Consider the following 17,398-nt stretch of genomic DNA (forward strand, 5'->3'; position numbering starts at 1 on the left):
GTGACCAGACAAAGGGGTGGGGTTGTTCGTGGTTTCAGAACCAACACAGTGGACGCGAGCAACTGAGGACAAGCCCTCGGCCTATTAGTACCAGTCACCTCCACCCGTTACCGGGCTTCCAGATCTGGCCTATCAACCCAGTCGTCTACTGGGAGCCTTACCCCATCTAGTGGGTGGGAACACTCATCTCGAAGCAGGCTTCCCGCTTAGATGCTTTCAGCGGTTATCCCTCCCGAACGTAGCCAACCAGCCATGCCCTTGGCAGGACAACTGGCACACCAGAGGTTCGTCCGTCCCGGTCCTCTCGTACTAGGGACAGCCCTTCTCAATGTTCCTGCGCGCGCAGCGGATAGGGACCGAACTGTCTCACGACGTTCTAAACCCAGCTCGCGTACCGCTTTAATGGGCGAACAGCCCAACCCTTGGGACCGACTCCAGCCCCAGGATGCGACGAGCCGACATCGAGGTGCCAAACCATCCCGTCGATATGGACTCTTGGGGAAGATCAGCCTGTTATCCCCGGGGTACCTTTTATCCGTTGAGCGACGGCGCTTCCACAAGCCACCGCCGGATCACTAGTCCCGACTTTCGTCCCTGCTCGACCCGTCGGTCTCACAGTCAAGCTCCCTTGTGCACTTACACTCAACACCTGATTGCCAACCAGGCTGAGGGAACCTTTGGGCGCCTCCGTTACTCTTTAGGAGGCAACCGCCCCAGTTAAACTACCCATCAGACACTGTCCCTGATCCGGATCACGGACCCAGGTTAGACATCCAGCACGACCAGACTGGTATTTCAACGACGACTCCACAAACACTGGCGTGCCCGCTTCAAAGTCTCCCAGCTATCCTACACAAGCCGAACCGAACACCAATATCAAACTATAGTAAAGGTCCCGGGGTCTTTCCGTCCTGCTGCGCGAAACGAGCATCTTTACTCGTAGTGCAATTTCACCGGGCCTATGGTTGAGACAGTCGAGAAGTCGTTACGCCATTCGTGCAGGTCGGAACTTACCCGACAAGGAATTTCGCTACCTTAGGATGGTTATAGTTACCACCGCCGTTTACTGGCGCTTAAGTTCTCAGCCTCGCACACCCGAAGGTGCACTAACCGGTCCCCTTAACGTTCCAGCACCGGGCAGGCGTCAGTCCGTATACATCGCCTTACGGCTTCGCACGGACCTGTGTTTTTAGTAAACAGTCGCTTCTCGCTGGTCTCTGCGGCCACCCCCAGCTCGAGGAGTAAATCCTCTCACCAGTGATGGCCCCCCTTCTCCCGAAGTTACGGGGGCATTTTGCCGAGTTCCTTAACCATAGTTCACCCGAACGCCTCGGTATTCTCTACCTGACCACCTGAGTCGGTTTAGGGTACGGGCCGCCATGAAACTCGCTAGAGGCTTTTCTCGACAGCATAGGATCATCCACTTCACCACAATCGGCTCGGCATCAGGTCTCAGGCTATGTGCTGTCCGGATTTACCTGGACAACGCCCTACACCCTTACCCCGGGACTACCACCGCCCGGGATGGACTACCTTCCTGCGTCACCCCATCACTCACCTACTGCAGATCTGGTCCGTCGGCTCCACCACTCCCCCTTGCCCGAAGGCTCCGGGGCGGCTTCACGGACTTAGCATCGCCTGGTTCAATGTTTGACGCTTCACAGCGGGTACCGGAATATCAACCGGTTATCCATCGACTACGCCTGTCGGCCTCGCCTTAGGTCCCGACTTACCCTGGGCAGATCAGCTTGACCCAGGAACCCTTAGTCAATCGGCGCACACGTTTCCCACGTGTGTATCGCTACTCATGCCTGCATTCTCACTCGTGAACCGTCCACCACTAGCTTCCGCTGCGGCTTCACCCGGCACACGACGCTCCCCTACCCATCCCAGCCGCCGTTGGGCGTATATGCTGAAATGACACGACTTCGGCGGTACGCTTGAGCCCCGCTACATTGTCGGCGCGGAATCACTAGACCAGTGAGCTATTACGCACTCTTTCAAGGGTGGCTGCTTCTAAGCCAACCTCCTGGTTGTCTGTGCGACTCCACATCCTTTCCCACTTAGCGTACGCTTAGGGGCCTTAGTCGATGCTCTGGGCTGTTTCCCTCTCGACCATGGAGCTTATCCCCCACAGTCTCACTGCCGTGCTCTCACTTACCGGCATTCGGAGTTTGGCTAAGGTCAGTAACCCGGTAGGGCCCATCGCCTATCCAGTGCTCTACCTCCGGCAAGAAACACACGACGCTGCACCTAAATGCATTTCGGGGAGAACCAGCTATCACGGAGTTTGATTGGCCTTTCACCCCTAACCACAGGTCATCCCCCAGGTTTTCAACCCTGGTGGGTTCGGTCCTCCACGAAGTCTTACCTCCGCTTCAACCTGCCCATGGCTAGATCACTCCGCTTCGGGTCTTGAGCGCGCTACTAAAACGCCCTATTCGGACTCGCTTTCGCTACGGCTTCCCCACACGGGTTAACCTCGCAACACACCGCAAACTCGCAGGCTCATTCTTCAAAAGGCACGCAGTCACGACCCACCAAGTAAACTTGATGAGCGACGCTCCCACGGCTTGTAGGCACACGGTTTCAGGTACTATTTCACTCCGCTCCCGCGGTACTTTTCACCATTCCCTCACGGTACTATCCGCTATCGGTCACCAGGGAATATTTAGGCTTAACGGGTGGTCCCGCCAGATTCACACGGGATTTCTCGGGCCCCGTGCTACTTGGGTGTCTCTCAAACGAGCCGTTGATGTTTCGACTACGGGGGTCTTACCCTCTACGCCGGACCTTTCGCATGTCCTTCGCCTACATCAACGGTTTCTGACTCGTCTCATGGCCGGCAGACCATGAAAGAGAGATCCCACAACCCCGTATACGCAACCCCTGCCGGGTCTCACACGCATACGGTTTGGCCTCATCCGGTTTCGCTCGCCACTACTCCCGGAATCACGGTTGTTTTCTCTTCCTGCGGGTACTGAGATGTTTCACTTCCCCGCGTTCCCTCCACACACCCTATGTGTTCAGATGTGGGTGACAGCCCATGACGACTGCCGGGTTTCCCCATTCGGAAACCCCCGGATCAAAGCCTGGTTGACGACTCCCCGGGGACTATCGTGGCCTCCCACGTCCTTCATCGGTTCCTGGTGCCAAGGCATCCACCGTGCGCCCTTAAAAACTTGGCCACAGATGCTCGCGTCCACTGTGCAGTTCTCAAACAACGACCAACCACCCACCACCCCACCCTTACAGGCGAGTTCACTGGGGCCGGCACTGAAGGCGACCAGACAAGCCGGCCGTACCCTCAGACACCCAACAGCGTGCCCGGCCCTCCCACCACTCAGATCAGCTTTCCACGCCCCGAAGGACAGTACTCACAGCCTGAGATGACTGAAGATGCCGAATAATCAACGTTCCACCCATGAGCAACCACCGTCGGACAGATGCCGACGTAATGGCCCTGGACCACCAAGCGAGCTTGGCGGCCTAGATGCTCCTTAGAAAGGAGGTGATCCAGCCGCACCTTCCGGTACGGCTACCTTGTTACGACTTCGTCCCAATCGCCAGTCCCACCTTCGACAGCTCCCTCCCCGTGAGGGGTTGGGCCACCGGCTTCGGGTGTTACCGACTTTCGTGACGTGACGGGCGGTGTGTACAAGGCCCGGGAACGTATTCACCGCAGCAATGCTGATCTGCGATTACTAGCAACTCCGACTTCATGGGGTCGAGTTGCAGACCCCAATCCGAACTGAGACCGGCTTTTTGAGATTCGCTCCGCCTCACGGCATCGCAGCTCATTGTACCGGCCATTGTAGCACGTGTGCAGCCCAAGACATAAGGGGCATGATGACTTGACGTCGTCCCCACCTTCCTCCGAGTTGACCCCGGCAGTCTCCTGTGAGTCCCCATCACCCCGAAGGGCATGCTGGCAACACAGAACAAGGGTTGCGCTCGTTGCGGGACTTAACCCAACATCTCACGACACGAGCTGACGACAGCCATGCACCACCTGTACACCGACCACAAGGGGGGCACCATCTCTGATGCTTTCCGGCGTATGTCAAGCCTTGGTAAGGTTCTTCGCGTTGCGTCGAATTAAGCCACATGCTCCGCTGCTTGTGCGGGCCCCCGTCAATTCCTTTGAGTTTTAGCCTTGCGGCCGTACTCCCCAGGCGGGGAACTTAATGCGTTAGCTGCGGCACCGACGACGTGGAATGTCGCCAACACCTAGTTCCCACCGTTTACGGCGTGGACTACCAGGGTATCTAATCCTGTTCGCTCCCCACGCTTTCGCTCCTCAGCGTCAGTAATGGCCCAGAGATCCGCCTTCGCCACCGGTGTTCCTCCTGATATCTGCGCATTTCACCGCTACACCAGGAATTCCGATCTCCCCTACCACACTCTAGTCTGCCCGTATCGAATGCAGACCCGGGGTTAAGCCCCGGGCTTTCACATCCGACGCGACAGACCGCCTACGAGCTCTTTACGCCCAATAATTCCGGACAACGCTTGCGCCCTACGTATTACCGCGGCTGCTGGCACGTAGTTAGCCGGCGCTTCTTCTGCAGGTACCGTCACTTTCGCTTCTTCCCTGCTGAAAGAGGTTTACAACCCGAAGGCCGTCATCCCTCACGCGGCGTCGCTGCATCAGGCTTTCGCCCATTGTGCAATATTCCCCACTGCTGCCTCCCGTAGGAGTCTGGGCCGTGTCTCAGTCCCAGTGTGGCCGGTCGCCCTCTCAGGCCGGCTACCCGTCGTCGCCTTGGTGAGCCACTACCTCACCAACAAGCTGATAGGCCGCGGGCTCATCCTTCACCGCCGGAGCTTTTAACCCCCACAGATGCCTGCAGGAGTATTATCCGGTATTAGACCCCGTTTCCAGGGCTTGTCCCAGAGTGAAGGGCAGATTGCCCACGTGTTACTCACCCGTTCGCCACTAATCCCCCACCGAAGCGGGTTCATCGTTCGACTTGCATGTGTTAAGCACGCCGCCAGCGTTCGTCCTGAGCCAGGATCAAACTCTCCGTGAATGTCAACCCGGCTGCGTCTAATTAAAGACTGCGGGCCACACCACGAGAGCGGAACAGTCAAGCGGAATAAGCCCGACCGTTCACAGCGTCCTCGCTGTGTTTACTACTTCAAAGGAACCTCAACCCACAGAACATTCTGTGAGCCGGGGTATCAACAAACTTGGCGTTGATTTTTGGCACGCTGTTGAGTTCTCAAGGAACGGACGCTTCCTTCGTACTCACCCTCTCGGGCTTTCCTCCGGGCAGTTTCCCTTCGGTCTTGCGTTTCCGACTCTACCAGACCGTTTCCGTATCCGATTTCCTCGGCGCTTTCCAGGTTTCCGCTTTCGCGTTTCCCTTTCCGGCGACTCCGACTTTATCAGAAGTTCTGAGTCGGAATTTCCACCCGGTTCGGGGTTGTCCTGGCGCACAGTGGCGTCCGGTTCCCTTGCTGGCGGAGCCGTAAACCTACTGGAGCGGGGCTCCTCGATGCAAATCGAGGAGCCCCGCTCCGGGTTCACGTGTACGAGGGGCAGCTCAGGCGCCCTCCATGGCCGTCAGACCTCCACGACGACCGGGAGGATCATCGGGCGGCGACGGTACGTGTCCGACACCCATTTGCCCAGTGTGCGGCGGATGAGCTGCTGCATCTGGTGGGGTTCCACCACTCCGTCCTGTGCCGACCGCTCCAGGACCTCGGCGATCCTCGGAACGACGTCGGTGAAGGCGGAGTCCTCGATACCCGAGCCTCGGGCCTGGATGTGGGGACCGCCCGTGATCTTGCCCGTGGACGAGTCCATCACCACGAAGACCGAGATGATGCCTTCGTCGCCGAGGATTCTGCGGTCCTTGAGGGCGGGTTCGCCGACATCCCCGACCGAGAGTCCGTCGACGTACACGTACCCGGCCTGGACCTTGCCGGAGATCTTCGCCTTGCCCTCGATGAGGTCGACGACCACGCCGTCCTCGGCGATGACGATCCGGTCGTGCGGAACGCCCGTCATGGCGCCCAGTTCGGCGTTGGCCCGCAGATGGCGCCATTCGCCGTGGACCGGCATCAGGTTGCGCGGCTTGCAGATGTTGTAGAAGTACAGGAGCTCGCCGGCCGAGGCATGGCCGGAGACGTGCACCTTGGCGTTGCCCTTGTGGACGACATGCGCGCCCCAGCGGGTCAGGCCGTTGATCACGCGGTACACCGCGTTCTCGTTGCCGGGGATCAGGGACGAGGCCAGGATCACCGTGTCGCCCTGGACGATGCGGATCTGGTGGTCCCTGTTGGCCATGCGGGACAGCGCGGCCATCGGTTCGCCCTGCGACCCCGTACAGACCAGGACGATCTGGTGGTCCGGGAGGTCGTCGAGGGTCTTGACGTCCACCACCAGGCCCGGCGGGACCTTCAGATAGCCCAGGTCTCTGGCGATGCCCATGTTGCGGACCATCGAGCGGCCGACGAAGGCGACCCTGCGGCCGTACTCGTGGGCCGCGTCCAGGATCTGCTGGATGCGATGGATGTGGCTGGCGAAGCTCGCCACGATGACCCGCTTGCTCGCGCCCGCGAAGACCTGGCGCAGCACGTTCGAGATGTCGCGCTCGGGCGGGACGAAGCCCGGGACCTCCGCGTTCGTCGAGTCGGAGAGGAGAAGGTCGATGCCCTCTTCGCTCAGCCGCGCGAAAGCGTGCAGGTCCGTGAGGCGGCCGTCCAGCGGGAGCTGGTCCATCTTGAAGTCGCCCGTGTGGACGACCATGCCCGCGGGGGTGCGGATGGCGACCGCGAGAGCGTCCGGAATGGAGTGGTTGACCGCGATGAACTCGCAGTCGAAGGCACCGATGCGCTCTCGGTTCCCCTCCGTCACCTCAAGGGTGTACGGACGGATGCGGTGCTCCTGGAGCTTCGCCTCGATGAAGGCGAGGGTCAGCTTGGAGCCGATCAGCGGGATGTCCGGCTTCTCCCGCAGGAGGTAGGGGACGGCACCGATGTGGTCCTCGTGGCCGTGCGTGAGGACGATGCCCTCGATGTCGTCGAGGCGGTCCCTGATGGACGTGAAGTCCGGCAGGATCAGGTCGATTCCGGGCTGCTCCTCCTCGGGGAAGAGCACGCCACAGTCGACGATCAGCAGGCGACCGCCGTACTCGAAGACGGTCATGTTGCGGCCGATCTCGCCGAGGCCGCCCAGCGGGGTGACCCGCAGGGCGCCCTCCGGGAGCTTCGGCGGGGCGCCGAGTTCAGGATGCGGATGACTCAAAAGACTCTCCTCACCACACGCGCCACGTACCGGCAAGGCACGTGGCGCGCATGACTTTCGTGCAAATGCAGTTGTCGGATGTGGACTGCGGACACGGATGTCCCGCGTATTCAGTTGTGAAGTCTGGTGTCAGAGCTGTACCCCGCCGGCGGCAAGATCGATCTTGAGCTGGGCGATCTCGTCGGCCGACAGCTCGACCATCGGAGCGCGCAGCGGTCCGGCGGGCAGGCCCTGGAGGGTGAGCGCGGCCTTGGTGGTCATGACGCCCTGGGTACGGAACATGCCAGTGAAGACCGGGAGCAGCTTCTGGTGGATCTCGGTGGCCTTCTGTACGTCCCCGGAGGTGTACGCCTCGACGAGGGTGCGCAGCTCGGGCGTGACGACATGGCCGACGACCGAGACGAAGCCGACCGCGCCCACGGAGAGCAGCGGCAGGTTGAGCATGTCGTCGCCGGAGTACCAGGCGAGGCCGGAGCGGGCGATGGCCCAGCTGGCCCGGCCGAGGTCGCCCTTGGCGTCCTTGTTGGCGACGATCCGGGGGTGTTCGGCGAGCCTGACGATCGTCTCGGTGCTGATCGGCACTCCGCTGCGGCCGGGGATGTCGTACAGCATGACCGGGAGTCCGGTGGCGTCGGCGATAGCCGCGAAGTGCCGGTACAGGCCCTCCTGCGGGGGCTTGTTGTAGTACGGCGTCACCGTCAGGAGGCCGTGGGCGCCGGTCTTCTCCGCCGCGCGGGCCAGTTCGACGCTGTGGTGGGTGTCGTTGGTGCCGACGCCCGCGATGACGTGGGCCCGCTCGCCGACCGCCTCCAGGACAGCTCGTACGAGATCCGATTTCTCCGCGTCGCTGGTGGTCGGCGACTCGCCGGTGGTGCCGTTGATGACCAGGCCGTCATTGCCTGCGTCCACCAGGTGGGTGGCGAGCCGCTGTGCGCCGTCGAGGTCGAGACCGCCGTCCGCCGTGAACGGCGTGACCATGGCGGTGAGGACCCGCCCGAAGGGGGTCTGCGGAGTGGAGGTCGGAGCCATGGGTACCACGCTACTCGGTGCTCAGGGCGCGGTCTGCCCTAGGGGTGCGGGAAAAGTCATGACAAAGAAGGAGCCCGGCACTGCCTGCTCGGGGGTTCAAGCAGTGCCGGGTCCGTTTGATCAGGCTAGATGAACCTCTCTAAATACCGCAATACGGACACTTCGCGAGGCTGATCCGTACATCTGTGCCCGGTGGCGAAACACGCGTGCGTGTGCGTTACGGCGCCACCCTGCCGTTGGCGTTGAAGGCCGCATGGGTCAGCGGCATGAGACTCGCCCACTCCGCCTCCATCTTCTCGCCGACCATCTCGATCTCCCGCTGCGGGAACGACGGCACCTTCGCCAGCTCGTGCTGCGTACGCAGACCGAGGAAGTGCATCAGAGAGCGCGCGTTGCAGGTGGCATACATCGACGAGAACAGGCCGACCGGGAGAACCGCTCGGGCGACCTCACGGGCGACGCCCTGCGCGAGCATCTGCTGGTAGGTCCGGTACGCCTGGCGGTAGGAGTCCTCCATGGCGTGCTCCACGAGTTCATGCTGCTCAGGGGTGCCCTCGACGAACACGTACTTGCCCGGTCGGCCCTTCTGGACGAGCTTGCGCGACGTGTCCGGCACGTAGAACACCGGCTGCAGCTCCCGGTACCGCCCGGACTCCTCGTTGTACGACCATCCCACGCGGTGCCGCATGAACTCACGGAAGACGAAGATCGGGGCGCTGATGAAGAACGTCATGGAGTTGTGCTCGAACGGGCTGCCGTGCCGGTCTCGCATGAGGTAGTTGATCAGCCCCGTCGAGCGCTCCGCGTCCTTGCCCAACTCGTCCAGGGACTGCTCCCCGACGGTCGACACACGGGCCGCGAACAGTACGTCGGAGTCGGCCGCGCTGTGTTTGACCAGTTCGACGGTCACCTCGCTGCGCAGGTCGATCTTGAACTCGTCGTCGGGGGTGGGGCTCACGGTCTCGAGGGTCCTTCCCATTTCGGCATGTGGCGACGCCACTCTACGACCCGCCGACAGGAGGTCCACCATCGTCACAGAGTTAATTAAATCGGTGAAACCGGGCACCACTTGGGGTCTTCGTTCGTCTGTACAAGCAACAGCGATTCGTTCGATCCCCAAGGAGAAGCACTCCCATGTTCCGTCGGCGCGAGCCCATTCCGTTCGCTTTCATCGCCGAAGCCGACAGGTTCCGCAGCAATGTCGCTCCCCCGCCCCGTGAGCGCGCGTCCGCCGGTGACATAGCCGGGCGTTGGCTCCTGGGGCTCACCATTGTCGCCGGGCTCGTGGGCTCCCTGGTCCTCGGGATGCCCGCGCTGTCGGTCGATCAGTCGGCCGGGCATACGCAGCAGTCCGAGGCGTCCGACAGCCGTTGAGGGCCGTCGGGCTGCGGCCGAATGGCGTGGACCTGCCCCCCTCGGGCCCCCAAGGCTGGTGACCGGGCAGCCGGCTGTATAACCTCACCGGGCACAGCCCGCGCATGGAACTGAGTGAGGACCAGCCGTGCCCCTGCCCTTCCTGACGGCCGACCGCGCCTCCGACGAGGCCGCGGCCGGTCACGCGCTGCCGTTCGACGACCGCGACCGTTGGCGGCGCCCCTACCGGCCCGGCCCCTGGCGGGTGGGTGCGGCGGCACTCCTGCTGCTGCTCGCCTCGTACGTGCTGTTCGCGGCGGTCATCATCGCGGCCACCGGCGAGCTGTCCGGCGGCGCGGTGTGTCTCGGCGTCGCGCTGGCCGTCATCGCCGTTGCACTGCGACTGCTGCGCACCGGTGTGTGGGTGAGCGCGTACGGGCTCCGCCGGGTGGGCTTCCTCGGTACGCGGACGACGCGCTGGGAGAAGGTCGTGGCCGTACGGACGGTGCAGCAGCCGGTGCGCTGGCTCGCTCTGCCGCGCACCGTGCAGGGGCAGGCGCTGCTCCTCGTACGGCGGGACCGGTCCGCGGACGACCTGGCTCCGCTGATGACCACGCACAACGCCGACTTCCTGGGCCGTACGGCCGCGTTCGACCGGGCCGCGGACAGCGTCGAGGCGTGGGCCGCGGAGTTCGGGCGGGGTTAGGCCCCGGGCCGGCGACTGGCATGGTGAGAGGGCCGACCCGCAGTTGCGGGTCGGCCCTCTCACCATGCTGGGTGTTCAGGCCGCCTGGGCCGGTGACTTGCCCGCGTGCAGGGCGATCGCGCGTTGCATCGCCTTGCGGGCGCGGGGTGTGTCGCGGGCGTCGTGATAGGCGACGGCGAGGCGGAACCAGTTGCGCCAGTCGTCGGGGGCCGACTCCGTCTCGGCCTTGCGCCTGACGAAGACCTCGTCGGCCGAGTCCCGGTCGACCCGGCCGCTCGGGGTGCGCCTCAACTCGTCGACGGGCAGGCCTCCCTCGGCTTCGAGTTCGGCGGCGAGGCGGTTGGCGTCACGGACGAACTGCGTGTTCTTCCAGAGGAACCACACGCCGATCCCCGGCAGGATCAGGACCGCCACGCCGAAGGTGACCGTCAGGAGCGTGCCGGTCTGTATGAGCATGACCCCGCGGCTGCCGACCAGGACGAAGTAGAAGACCAGGACGACCGCCGTAAGGGCGTAGGAGAGTTTCGCTCGCATGACGTCCCTCAGCCGAGGTCGAGGAAGTGTTCCAGGCCGAAGGTGAGGCCCGGGGTGTCCACGACGCGGCGCGCGCCGAGCAGGATGCCCGGCATGAAGCTGCTGTGGTGGAGCGAGTCGTGGCGGACGGTCAGCGTCTCGCCCTCACCGCCCAGCAGGACCTCCTGGTGGGCCAGGAGGCCTCGCAGGCGTACGGAGTGCACGGGCACCCCGTCGACGTCCGCGCCCCGGGCGCCGTCCAGCGCCGTCACCGTGGCGTCGGGTGCCGGAGCCGAGCCTGCCTTGGCGCGGGCCTCGGCGATCAGCTGAGCCGTGCGCGAGGCGGTGCCGCTGGGCGCGTCCACCTTGTTCGGGTGATGCAGCTCGATGACCTCGACCGACTCGAAGTAGGGCGCCGCGATCTGCGCGAACCTCATGGTCAGTACGGCCCCGATGGAGAAGTTGGGCGCGATGAGCACGCCCGTCTCCGGGAACTGGGCCAGCCAGCCGGTGAGCTGCGCGAGGCGTTCGTCGGTCCAGCCGGTGGTGCCGACGACCGCGTGGATGCCGTGGCGCACGCAGAAGTCGAGGTTGCCCATCACCGAGGCGGGGGTGGTCAGCTCGACCACGACCTGGGCACCGGCGTCGACGAGCGTCTCCAGCTTGTCGCCCCGGCCGAGGGCGGCGACCAGTTCCATGTCCTCGGCGGCCTCGACCGCCCGTACCGCCTCGGCACCGATACGGCCGTTGGCGCCGAGGACCGCCACGCGCAGCTTGCTCATCTTCTTGCTTCCTTACCGGACGGTTAGCGGGTGTGGAGTGGATACGGCTGTCAGGCGACGGCCTCGTGCAGACGCGCCGCCTGCTTGTCCTTGAGCGGGCCGATGACCGCCAGCGACGGGCGCTGTCCCAGGATCTCGCGGGCGACCTCGCGGACCGCGTCCGGGGTGACCTCGGCGATCCGGGCCAGCATGTCGTCGACGGACATCTGGTCGCCCCAGCACAGTTCGCTCTTGCCGATACGGTTCATCAGCGCGCCCGTGTCCTCCAGGCCGAGGACCGTCGAACCGCGCAACTGGCCGATGGCGCGGCCGATCTCCTCGTCGGAGAGACCGTGCTCGGCGACCTGGTCGAGTTCGTCGCGGCAGATCTTCAGCACGTCGTGGACCTGCGAGGGCCGGCAGCCCGCGTACACGCCGAAGAGGCCGCAGTCGGCGAAGCCGGACGTGTACGAGTACACGCTGTACGCCAGTCCGCGCTTCTCCCGGACCTCCTGGAAGAGGCGGGACGACATACCGCCGCCCAGGGCCGTGTTGAGCACGCCCAGTGCCCAGCGGCGCTCGTCCGTGCGGGCCAGGCCCGGCATGCCGAGCACGACATGGGCCTGCTCGGTCTTGCGCCCGAGCAGTTCGACGCGGCCGGCCATCTTGATGCTGCGACTGCCGTCGCGCGGGGCGATGGGCGTGGCGTCGGCCCGCTTGAGGGCGCCCGCCTTCTCGAAGGCCGCGCGGACCTGGCGTACGACCTTGTCGTGGTCGACGTTGCCGGCCGCCGCGACGACGAGGTGGGTCGGGTCGTAGTGCTTCTTGTAGAAGCGGCGGATGCGGTCCGCGGTGAGGGCGTTGACCGTGTCGACCGTGCCGAGGACCGGGCGGCCGAGGGGGGTGTCGCCGAGCATGGTGTGCGCGAACAGGTCGTGCACACAGTCGCCCGGGTCGTCCTCCGTCATCGCGATCTCTTCGAGGATGGCGCCGCGCTCGACGTTGACGTCCTCTTCGAGGATCAGGGAACCCGTGAGCATGTCGCAGACGACGTCGATGGCGAGCGGCAGGTCGGTGTCGAGCACGCGCGCGTAGTAGCACGTGTACTCCTTCGCCGTGAACGCGTTCATCTCGCCGCCGACCGCGTCGATCGCGGAGGAGATGTCCAGCGCCGACCTGCGCGTGGTGCCCTTGAAGAGCAGGTGCTCCAGGTAGTGCGTGGCGCCGTTCAGGGCCGGCGTCTCGTCACGGGAGCCCACGTGGGCCCAGATGCCGAACGTCGCGGAGCGAACCGACGGCAGTGTCTCGGTGACGATGCGCAGGCCGCCCGGGAGGGTGGTCTTCCGGACCGTGCCGATGCCGTTGGTGCCCTTGATCAGGGTTTGCGTACGGGCGACGGCCCGCGCCTCCGAAGAGGTGCGGGCCGTCGTCGTGGAGTTGGTCGACGTCACTTGTCGCCGTCGTCCTTCTTGTCGTCCTCGGCGTTCTCTTCACCCTCGATGACCGGGATGAGCGACAGCTTGCCGCGGGAGTCGATCTCGGCGATCTCGACCTGGACCTTGGAGCCGACGGCCACCACGTCCTCGACGTTCTCCACGCGCTTGCCACCGGCGAGCTTGCGGATCTGCGAGATGTGCAGCAGACCGTCCTTGCCCGGCAGCAGCGACACGAACGCGCCGAAGGTGGTCGTCTTCACGACCGTACCCAGGTAGCGCTCGCCGACCTCCGGCATGGTCGGGTTGGCGATCGAGTTGATCGTCGCGCGGGCCGCCTCGGCCTGCGAACCGACCTGGGCACCGATGTAGATGGTGCCGTCGTCCTCGATCGTGATCTCGGCGCCGGTGTCCTCCTGGATCTGGTTGATCATCTTGCCCTTGGGGCCGATGACCTCACCGATCTTGTCCACGGGGATCTTGACGGTGATGATCCGCGGGGCGTTCGGGGACATCTCGTCGGGCGTGTCGATCGCTTCCATCATCACGTCGAGGATGTGGAGGCGGGCGTCACGGGCCTGCTTGAGAGCGGCGGCCAGGACGGAGGCCGGAATGCCGTCCAGCTTGGTGTCGAGCTGGAGGGCGGTGACGAACTCCTTGGTGCCGGCGACCTTGAAGTCCATGTCGCCGAAGGCGTCCTCCGCACCGAGGATGTCGGTGAGGGCGACGTAGTGCGTCTCGCCCTTGATCTCCTGGGAGATCAGGCCCATGGCGATACCGGCGACGGGGGCCTTGAGCGGCACACCGGCGTTCAGCAGCGACATGGTGGACGCGCAGACCGAGCCCATGGACGTCGAGCCGTTGGAGCCGAGGGCCTCGGACACCTGACGGATCGCGTACGGGAAGTCCTCGCGCGACGGCAGGACCGGCACGATCGCGCGCTCGGCTAGCGCGCCGTGGCCGATCTCGCGGCGCTTCGGGGAGCCGACGCGGCCGGTCTCGCCGACGGAGTACGGCGGGAAGTTGTAGTTGTGCATGTAGCGCTTGCGGGTCACCGGGGAGAGGGTGTCCAGCTGCTGCTCCATACGGAGCATGTTGAGGGTGGTGACGCCCAGGATCTGGGTCTCGCCACGCTCGAACAGCGCCGAGCCGTGCACGCGCGGGATGGCCTCGACCTCGGCGGCGAGCGTACGGATGTCCGTGACGCCGCGGCCGTCGATGCGGACCTTGTCCTTGATGACGCGCTCACGGACCAGGGACTTGGTCAGCGAGCGGTAGGCCGCGCTGATCTCCCTCTCGCGGCCCTCGAACTGCGGGAGCAGCTTCTCGGCGGCGAGACCCTTGACGCGGTCCAGCTCGGCCTCGCGGTCCTGCTTGCCCGCGATGGTGAGCGCCTGGGAGAGCTCGTCCTTGACGGCGGCGGTGAGCGCCTCCAGGACATCGTCCTGGTAGTCGAGGAAGACCGGGAACTCACCGGTGGGCTTGGCGGCCTTGGCGGCGAGGTCGGCCTGGGCCTTGACGAGGACCTTGATGAAGGGCTTCGCGGCGTCCAGACCGGCGGCGACGACCTCCTCGGTCGGCGCCTCGGCGCCGCCCGCGACCAGCGCGATGGTCTTCTCGGTGGCCTCGGCCTCGACCATCATGATCGCGACGTCACCGTCGTCCAGGACGCGACCGGCGACGACCATGTCGAAGACGGCGTCCTCGAGCTCGGTGTGCGTCGGGAACGCGACCCACTGGCCGCTGATCAGCGCGACGCGGACGCCGCCGATCGGGCCGGAGAACGGCAGACCGGCCAGCTGCGTGGACGCGGAGGCGGCGTTGATCGCCACGACGTCGTACAGGTGGTCGGGGTTGAGCGCCATGATCGTGGCGACGACCTGGATCTCGTTGCGCAGGCCCTTCTTGAAGGACGGGCGCAGCGGGCGGTCGATCAGGCGGCAGGTGAGGATCGCGTCCTCGGAGGGCCGGCCCTCACGACGGAAGAAGGAACCGGGGATCTTCCCGGCCGCGTACTGGCGCTCCTCGACGTCCACCGTGAGGGGGAAGAAGTCGAGCTGGTCCTTGGGGTTCTTGGAGGCGGTGGTGGCCGACAGCACCATGGTGTCGTCGTCCAGGTACGCCACGGCGGAGCCGGCGGCCTGCTTGGCCAGGCGGCCCGTCTCGAAGCGGATGGTGCGGGTGCCGAAGGAACCGTTGTCAATGACGGCCTCGGCGTAGTGGGTCTCGTTCTCCACTAGCGTTTTCTCCGATACTTTTTCGTCTTTTGTCCCGTCCTGCCCGTGTGGCAGAGGGACGTGGGTTCGGAGAAGCGCGCCTTCTGATTGCGGGCCGGTCTTCGATCGAAGCACCCGGGAGTCGGTTCCCGGGGGCCACTACCGAGGACCGGCGGCGGCGAGGTGCGCTTCTCCTCGTTCGTGTCCTGTTGTGTCCTGCGTATGGCGTTGTGCTACCACACTACAAAGAGGTGGTGACAATCCGCACGTACAGCAAAGGGAGCGGCCCCCTAGAAGTGGGAACCGCTCCCTCCACGGCGTCTTACTTGGCGCCCGCCGCACCGCGACGGATGCCGAGGCGGTCGACCAGCGCACGGAAGCGCTGGATGTCCTTCTTCGCCAGGTACTGGAGAAGGCGGCGACGCTGACCGACGAGGATCAGCAGACCACGACGGGAGTGGTGGTCGTGCTTGTGCGTCTTGAGGTGCTCGGTCAGGTCCGAGATACGGCGCGAGAGCATCGCGACCTGGACCTCGGGGGAGCCGGTGTCGCCCTCCTTGGTACCGAACTCGGTGATGAGCTGCTTCTTCACTGCGGCGTCGAGCGACACGCGTGCTCCTCGTAGTCTTTGTAGTAGCCACCGAGTGCCCCTGGTCCACTTCTCAGGGGAGCTTCTGTAACTCGGGAGGCGGGAATCCGCTGGGCGCTGCCTCCGGAGTCGCTGACTCCAAGGGTGCGTACACAAACGGCCGTCGCCCAGGATAGCAGCAGGCAGCGGCCGTCTTCACCGTGGTGTGCAAACAGTCCGGACGGCGGGGACTCGGCCACTAGGGTGAGAACGTAGATCGTAGATCTTGGTTACGTACTGCAACACTCGCAGAAGTCGTATGACGTACGTCGGGAAGGGGTCGCTTCGCCATGGCGGAGGCACAGGGCGCTCAGGACACCACGGCCGCACAGGACGAGGACGTCAAGGCGCGCAAGGAGCGGGAGCGGGACGAGCTGTACTCCCTCGACATCTCGGGCGTCGAGTGGCACGGCGCCCCCGGTACGGAGGAGCACGAGGAGCGGGTCGAGATCGCCTACCTTCCCGACGGGGCGGTGGCCATGCGGTCGTCCCTGGACCATGACACCGTCCTCCGTTACACGGAGGCGGAGTGGACGGCGTTCGTGCTCGGGGCGCGCGACGGGGAGTTCGATCTGGAGCCGACGGAGCTCAATGGCGGGCTCGCGGCGGCCGAGGCCGGCCCTTCGGACTCGACATCGGGTACGGGTACGGATTCGGGCGGGGACGTGGAGTAGTTCACTCAGCCGTCCTGAGTGATGGATCGAGGGGCGGGGCCGGTGCAGTGCGCCGGCCCCGCCCCTCTTTTTCTTGCGCTTTTCCGCGAAGTGGGTTGTCAGAGGGGCCGCCTACTATGCATGTGAGGTTATGGCGCCGGTGGGACAGATGTCGTAGCGGTCCTGTCAACTCTCTTGCCAGAGAGGGCGGTTCAAGCCCGGATGGGATCGGTTCCGGTCAGGCTGTGACGTAATGGACGGTCACTGGGGGGTGGACGGGCCTGCCGGGGCAGGGGTCGTGGTGATTAGGCTGGGACGGGCGCGACGCCGGAACCCGTGGACCGGGCGCCGGCGTACCGGGGGGAAAGCCGGGCAGATCGGACGACCTCCACCGCCCGACGCCGGACGACGTGGGTACACCCACGGGAATGCCGGCCTCGGACGAGACGAATACAGACGAGAAATGGTCGTTCAGCACGGCAAGAGGGTGCTCGACCACACCAGGAGGAATTGTGAACGGCGATCGGGACGGGAACCGCGGGGGCTGGGCCACACCCGGCGATGACCAGTCCGACGCGGAGTCCGCCAGCGAGATGACGGGCGAGTTCACCATCGATTACGCGACGCCTGCCTGGTACACGCAGAACGCGTCGGGGGCGTCGGGGGACGAGACCAGTGCCGAAGCGGACGCCGAGTCGGCCGATGACACGGATGCGGACTCGGAGGGGGATAGGGAGGGAAATACGGACGCTCGTGCGGGTGCCGCCGACCCACAGGGATCCGTCCCCGGTTCTGCGCCCGCGCCTGTTGCCGCACCTGCTCCCGCTGCTTCCGCGAGTCCTGTGGTCGCA

11 protein-coding genes, 2 rRNA genes and 1 pseudogene are annotated in these 17,398 nt (G+C 64.7%); 4 read left to right on the forward strand and 10 right to left on the reverse strand.

The features are described 5' to 3' along the window. Positions 1–64 precede the first annotated feature (64 nt). The 5 genes from ACW4TU_RS11240 to thyX form a co-directional block, all read right to left on the reverse strand. A 23S ribosomal RNA gene (locus ACW4TU_RS11240) occupies positions 65–3,188 on the reverse strand. A gap of 316 nt (positions 3,189–3,504) precedes the next feature. Continuing rightward, positions 3,505–5,033: ribosomal RNA gene (locus ACW4TU_RS11245) — 16S ribosomal RNA — on the reverse strand. Together the 16S and 23S rRNA genes form the textbook arrangement of a ribosomal RNA operon. A gap of 536 nt (positions 5,034–5,569) precedes the next feature. Continuing rightward, on the reverse strand, positions 5,570–7,255 hold the full coding sequence (locus ACW4TU_RS11250; RefSeq protein WP_457427144.1) for a ribonuclease J: 1,686 nt from the start codon (positions 7,253–7,255) through the stop codon (positions 5,570–5,572). A gap of 129 nt (positions 7,256–7,384) precedes the next feature. Continuing rightward, entirely contained in the window at positions 7,385–8,284 is a 900-nt protein-coding gene (dapA, locus tag ACW4TU_RS11255) for a 4-hydroxy-tetrahydrodipicolinate synthase (protein ID WP_457427146.1), read from the reverse strand. 217 nt (positions 8,285–8,501) lie between these two features. Then, positions 8,502–9,242, reverse strand: a complete 741-nt coding sequence (gene thyX, locus ACW4TU_RS11260) for an FAD-dependent thymidylate synthase (RefSeq protein WP_457427148.1) — start codon at positions 9,240–9,242, stop codon at positions 8,502–8,504. Positions 9,243–9,418: 176 nt separating this feature from the next. Between thyX and ACW4TU_RS11265 the strand changes: the two genes are divergently transcribed. Together ACW4TU_RS11265 and ACW4TU_RS11270 are read left to right on the forward strand one after the other, a co-directional pair. Further along, positions 9,419–9,658, forward strand: a complete 240-nt coding sequence (locus tag ACW4TU_RS11265; protein WP_457427150.1) for a hypothetical protein — start codon at positions 9,419–9,421, stop codon at positions 9,656–9,658. Positions 9,659–9,785: 127 nt separating this feature from the next. Beyond that, positions 9,786–10,343: a hypothetical protein gene (locus ACW4TU_RS11270; protein ID WP_457427152.1), complete on the forward strand. Its 558-nt coding sequence runs from the start codon at positions 9,786–9,788 to the stop codon at positions 10,341–10,343. Positions 10,344–10,418: 75 nt separating this feature from the next. Here the strand turns inward: ACW4TU_RS11270 and ACW4TU_RS11275 are convergent, their stop codons facing one another. The 5 genes from ACW4TU_RS11275 to rpsO all read right to left on the reverse strand — a co-directional run bounded on the left by ACW4TU_RS11275 (position 10,419) and on the right by rpsO (position 15,876). After that, on the reverse strand, positions 10,419–10,877 hold the full coding sequence (locus ACW4TU_RS11275) for a hypothetical protein (RefSeq protein WP_457427154.1): 459 nt from the start codon (positions 10,875–10,877) through the stop codon (positions 10,419–10,421). Positions 10,878–10,885: 8 nt separating this feature from the next. Then, positions 10,886–11,638 carry a 4-hydroxy-tetrahydrodipicolinate reductase gene (dapB, locus tag ACW4TU_RS11280; protein WP_457427156.1) on the reverse strand — a complete coding sequence of 251 codons (753 nt, stop codon included), beginning with the start codon at positions 11,636–11,638 and terminating at the stop codon, positions 10,886–10,888. A 50-nt stretch (positions 11,639–11,688) separates the two neighbouring features. Beyond that, positions 11,689–13,068: a M16 family metallopeptidase gene (locus ACW4TU_RS11285; RefSeq protein ID WP_457427158.1), complete on the reverse strand. Its 1,380-nt coding sequence runs from the start codon at positions 13,066–13,068 to the stop codon at positions 11,689–11,691. Further along, positions 13,065–15,287, reverse strand: coding sequence for a polyribonucleotide nucleotidyltransferase (locus tag ACW4TU_RS11290; RefSeq protein ID WP_457427160.1), 2,223 nt, complete (start codon positions 15,285–15,287; stop codon positions 13,065–13,067). Before ACW4TU_RS11290 ends, ACW4TU_RS11285 begins: the two co-directional genes overlap by 4 nt. Positions 15,288–15,588: 301 nt before the next feature. Then, positions 15,589–15,876 carry a 30S ribosomal protein S15 gene (gene rpsO / locus ACW4TU_RS11295; protein ID WP_006381404.1) on the reverse strand — a complete coding sequence of 96 codons (288 nt, stop codon included), beginning with the start codon at positions 15,874–15,876 and terminating at the stop codon, positions 15,589–15,591. Between the two features lie 308 nt (positions 15,877–16,184). Here rpsO and ACW4TU_RS11300 point away from each other — a divergent pair, with 308 nt between their 5' ends. Both ACW4TU_RS11300 and ACW4TU_RS11305 read left to right on the forward strand, forming a co-directional pair. Further along, positions 16,185–16,568: a DUF397 domain-containing protein gene (locus ACW4TU_RS11300; RefSeq protein ID WP_457427162.1), complete on the forward strand. Its 384-nt coding sequence runs from the start codon at positions 16,185–16,187 to the stop codon at positions 16,566–16,568. A 407-nt stretch (positions 16,569–16,975) separates the two neighbouring features. Beyond that, positions 16,976–17,140, forward strand: a pseudogene (locus tag ACW4TU_RS11305) (hypothetical protein); the annotation flags it as partial. Positions 17,141–17,398 lie beyond the last annotated feature (258 nt).

It is taken from the genome of Streptomyces kryoterrae (assembly GCF_054072135.1).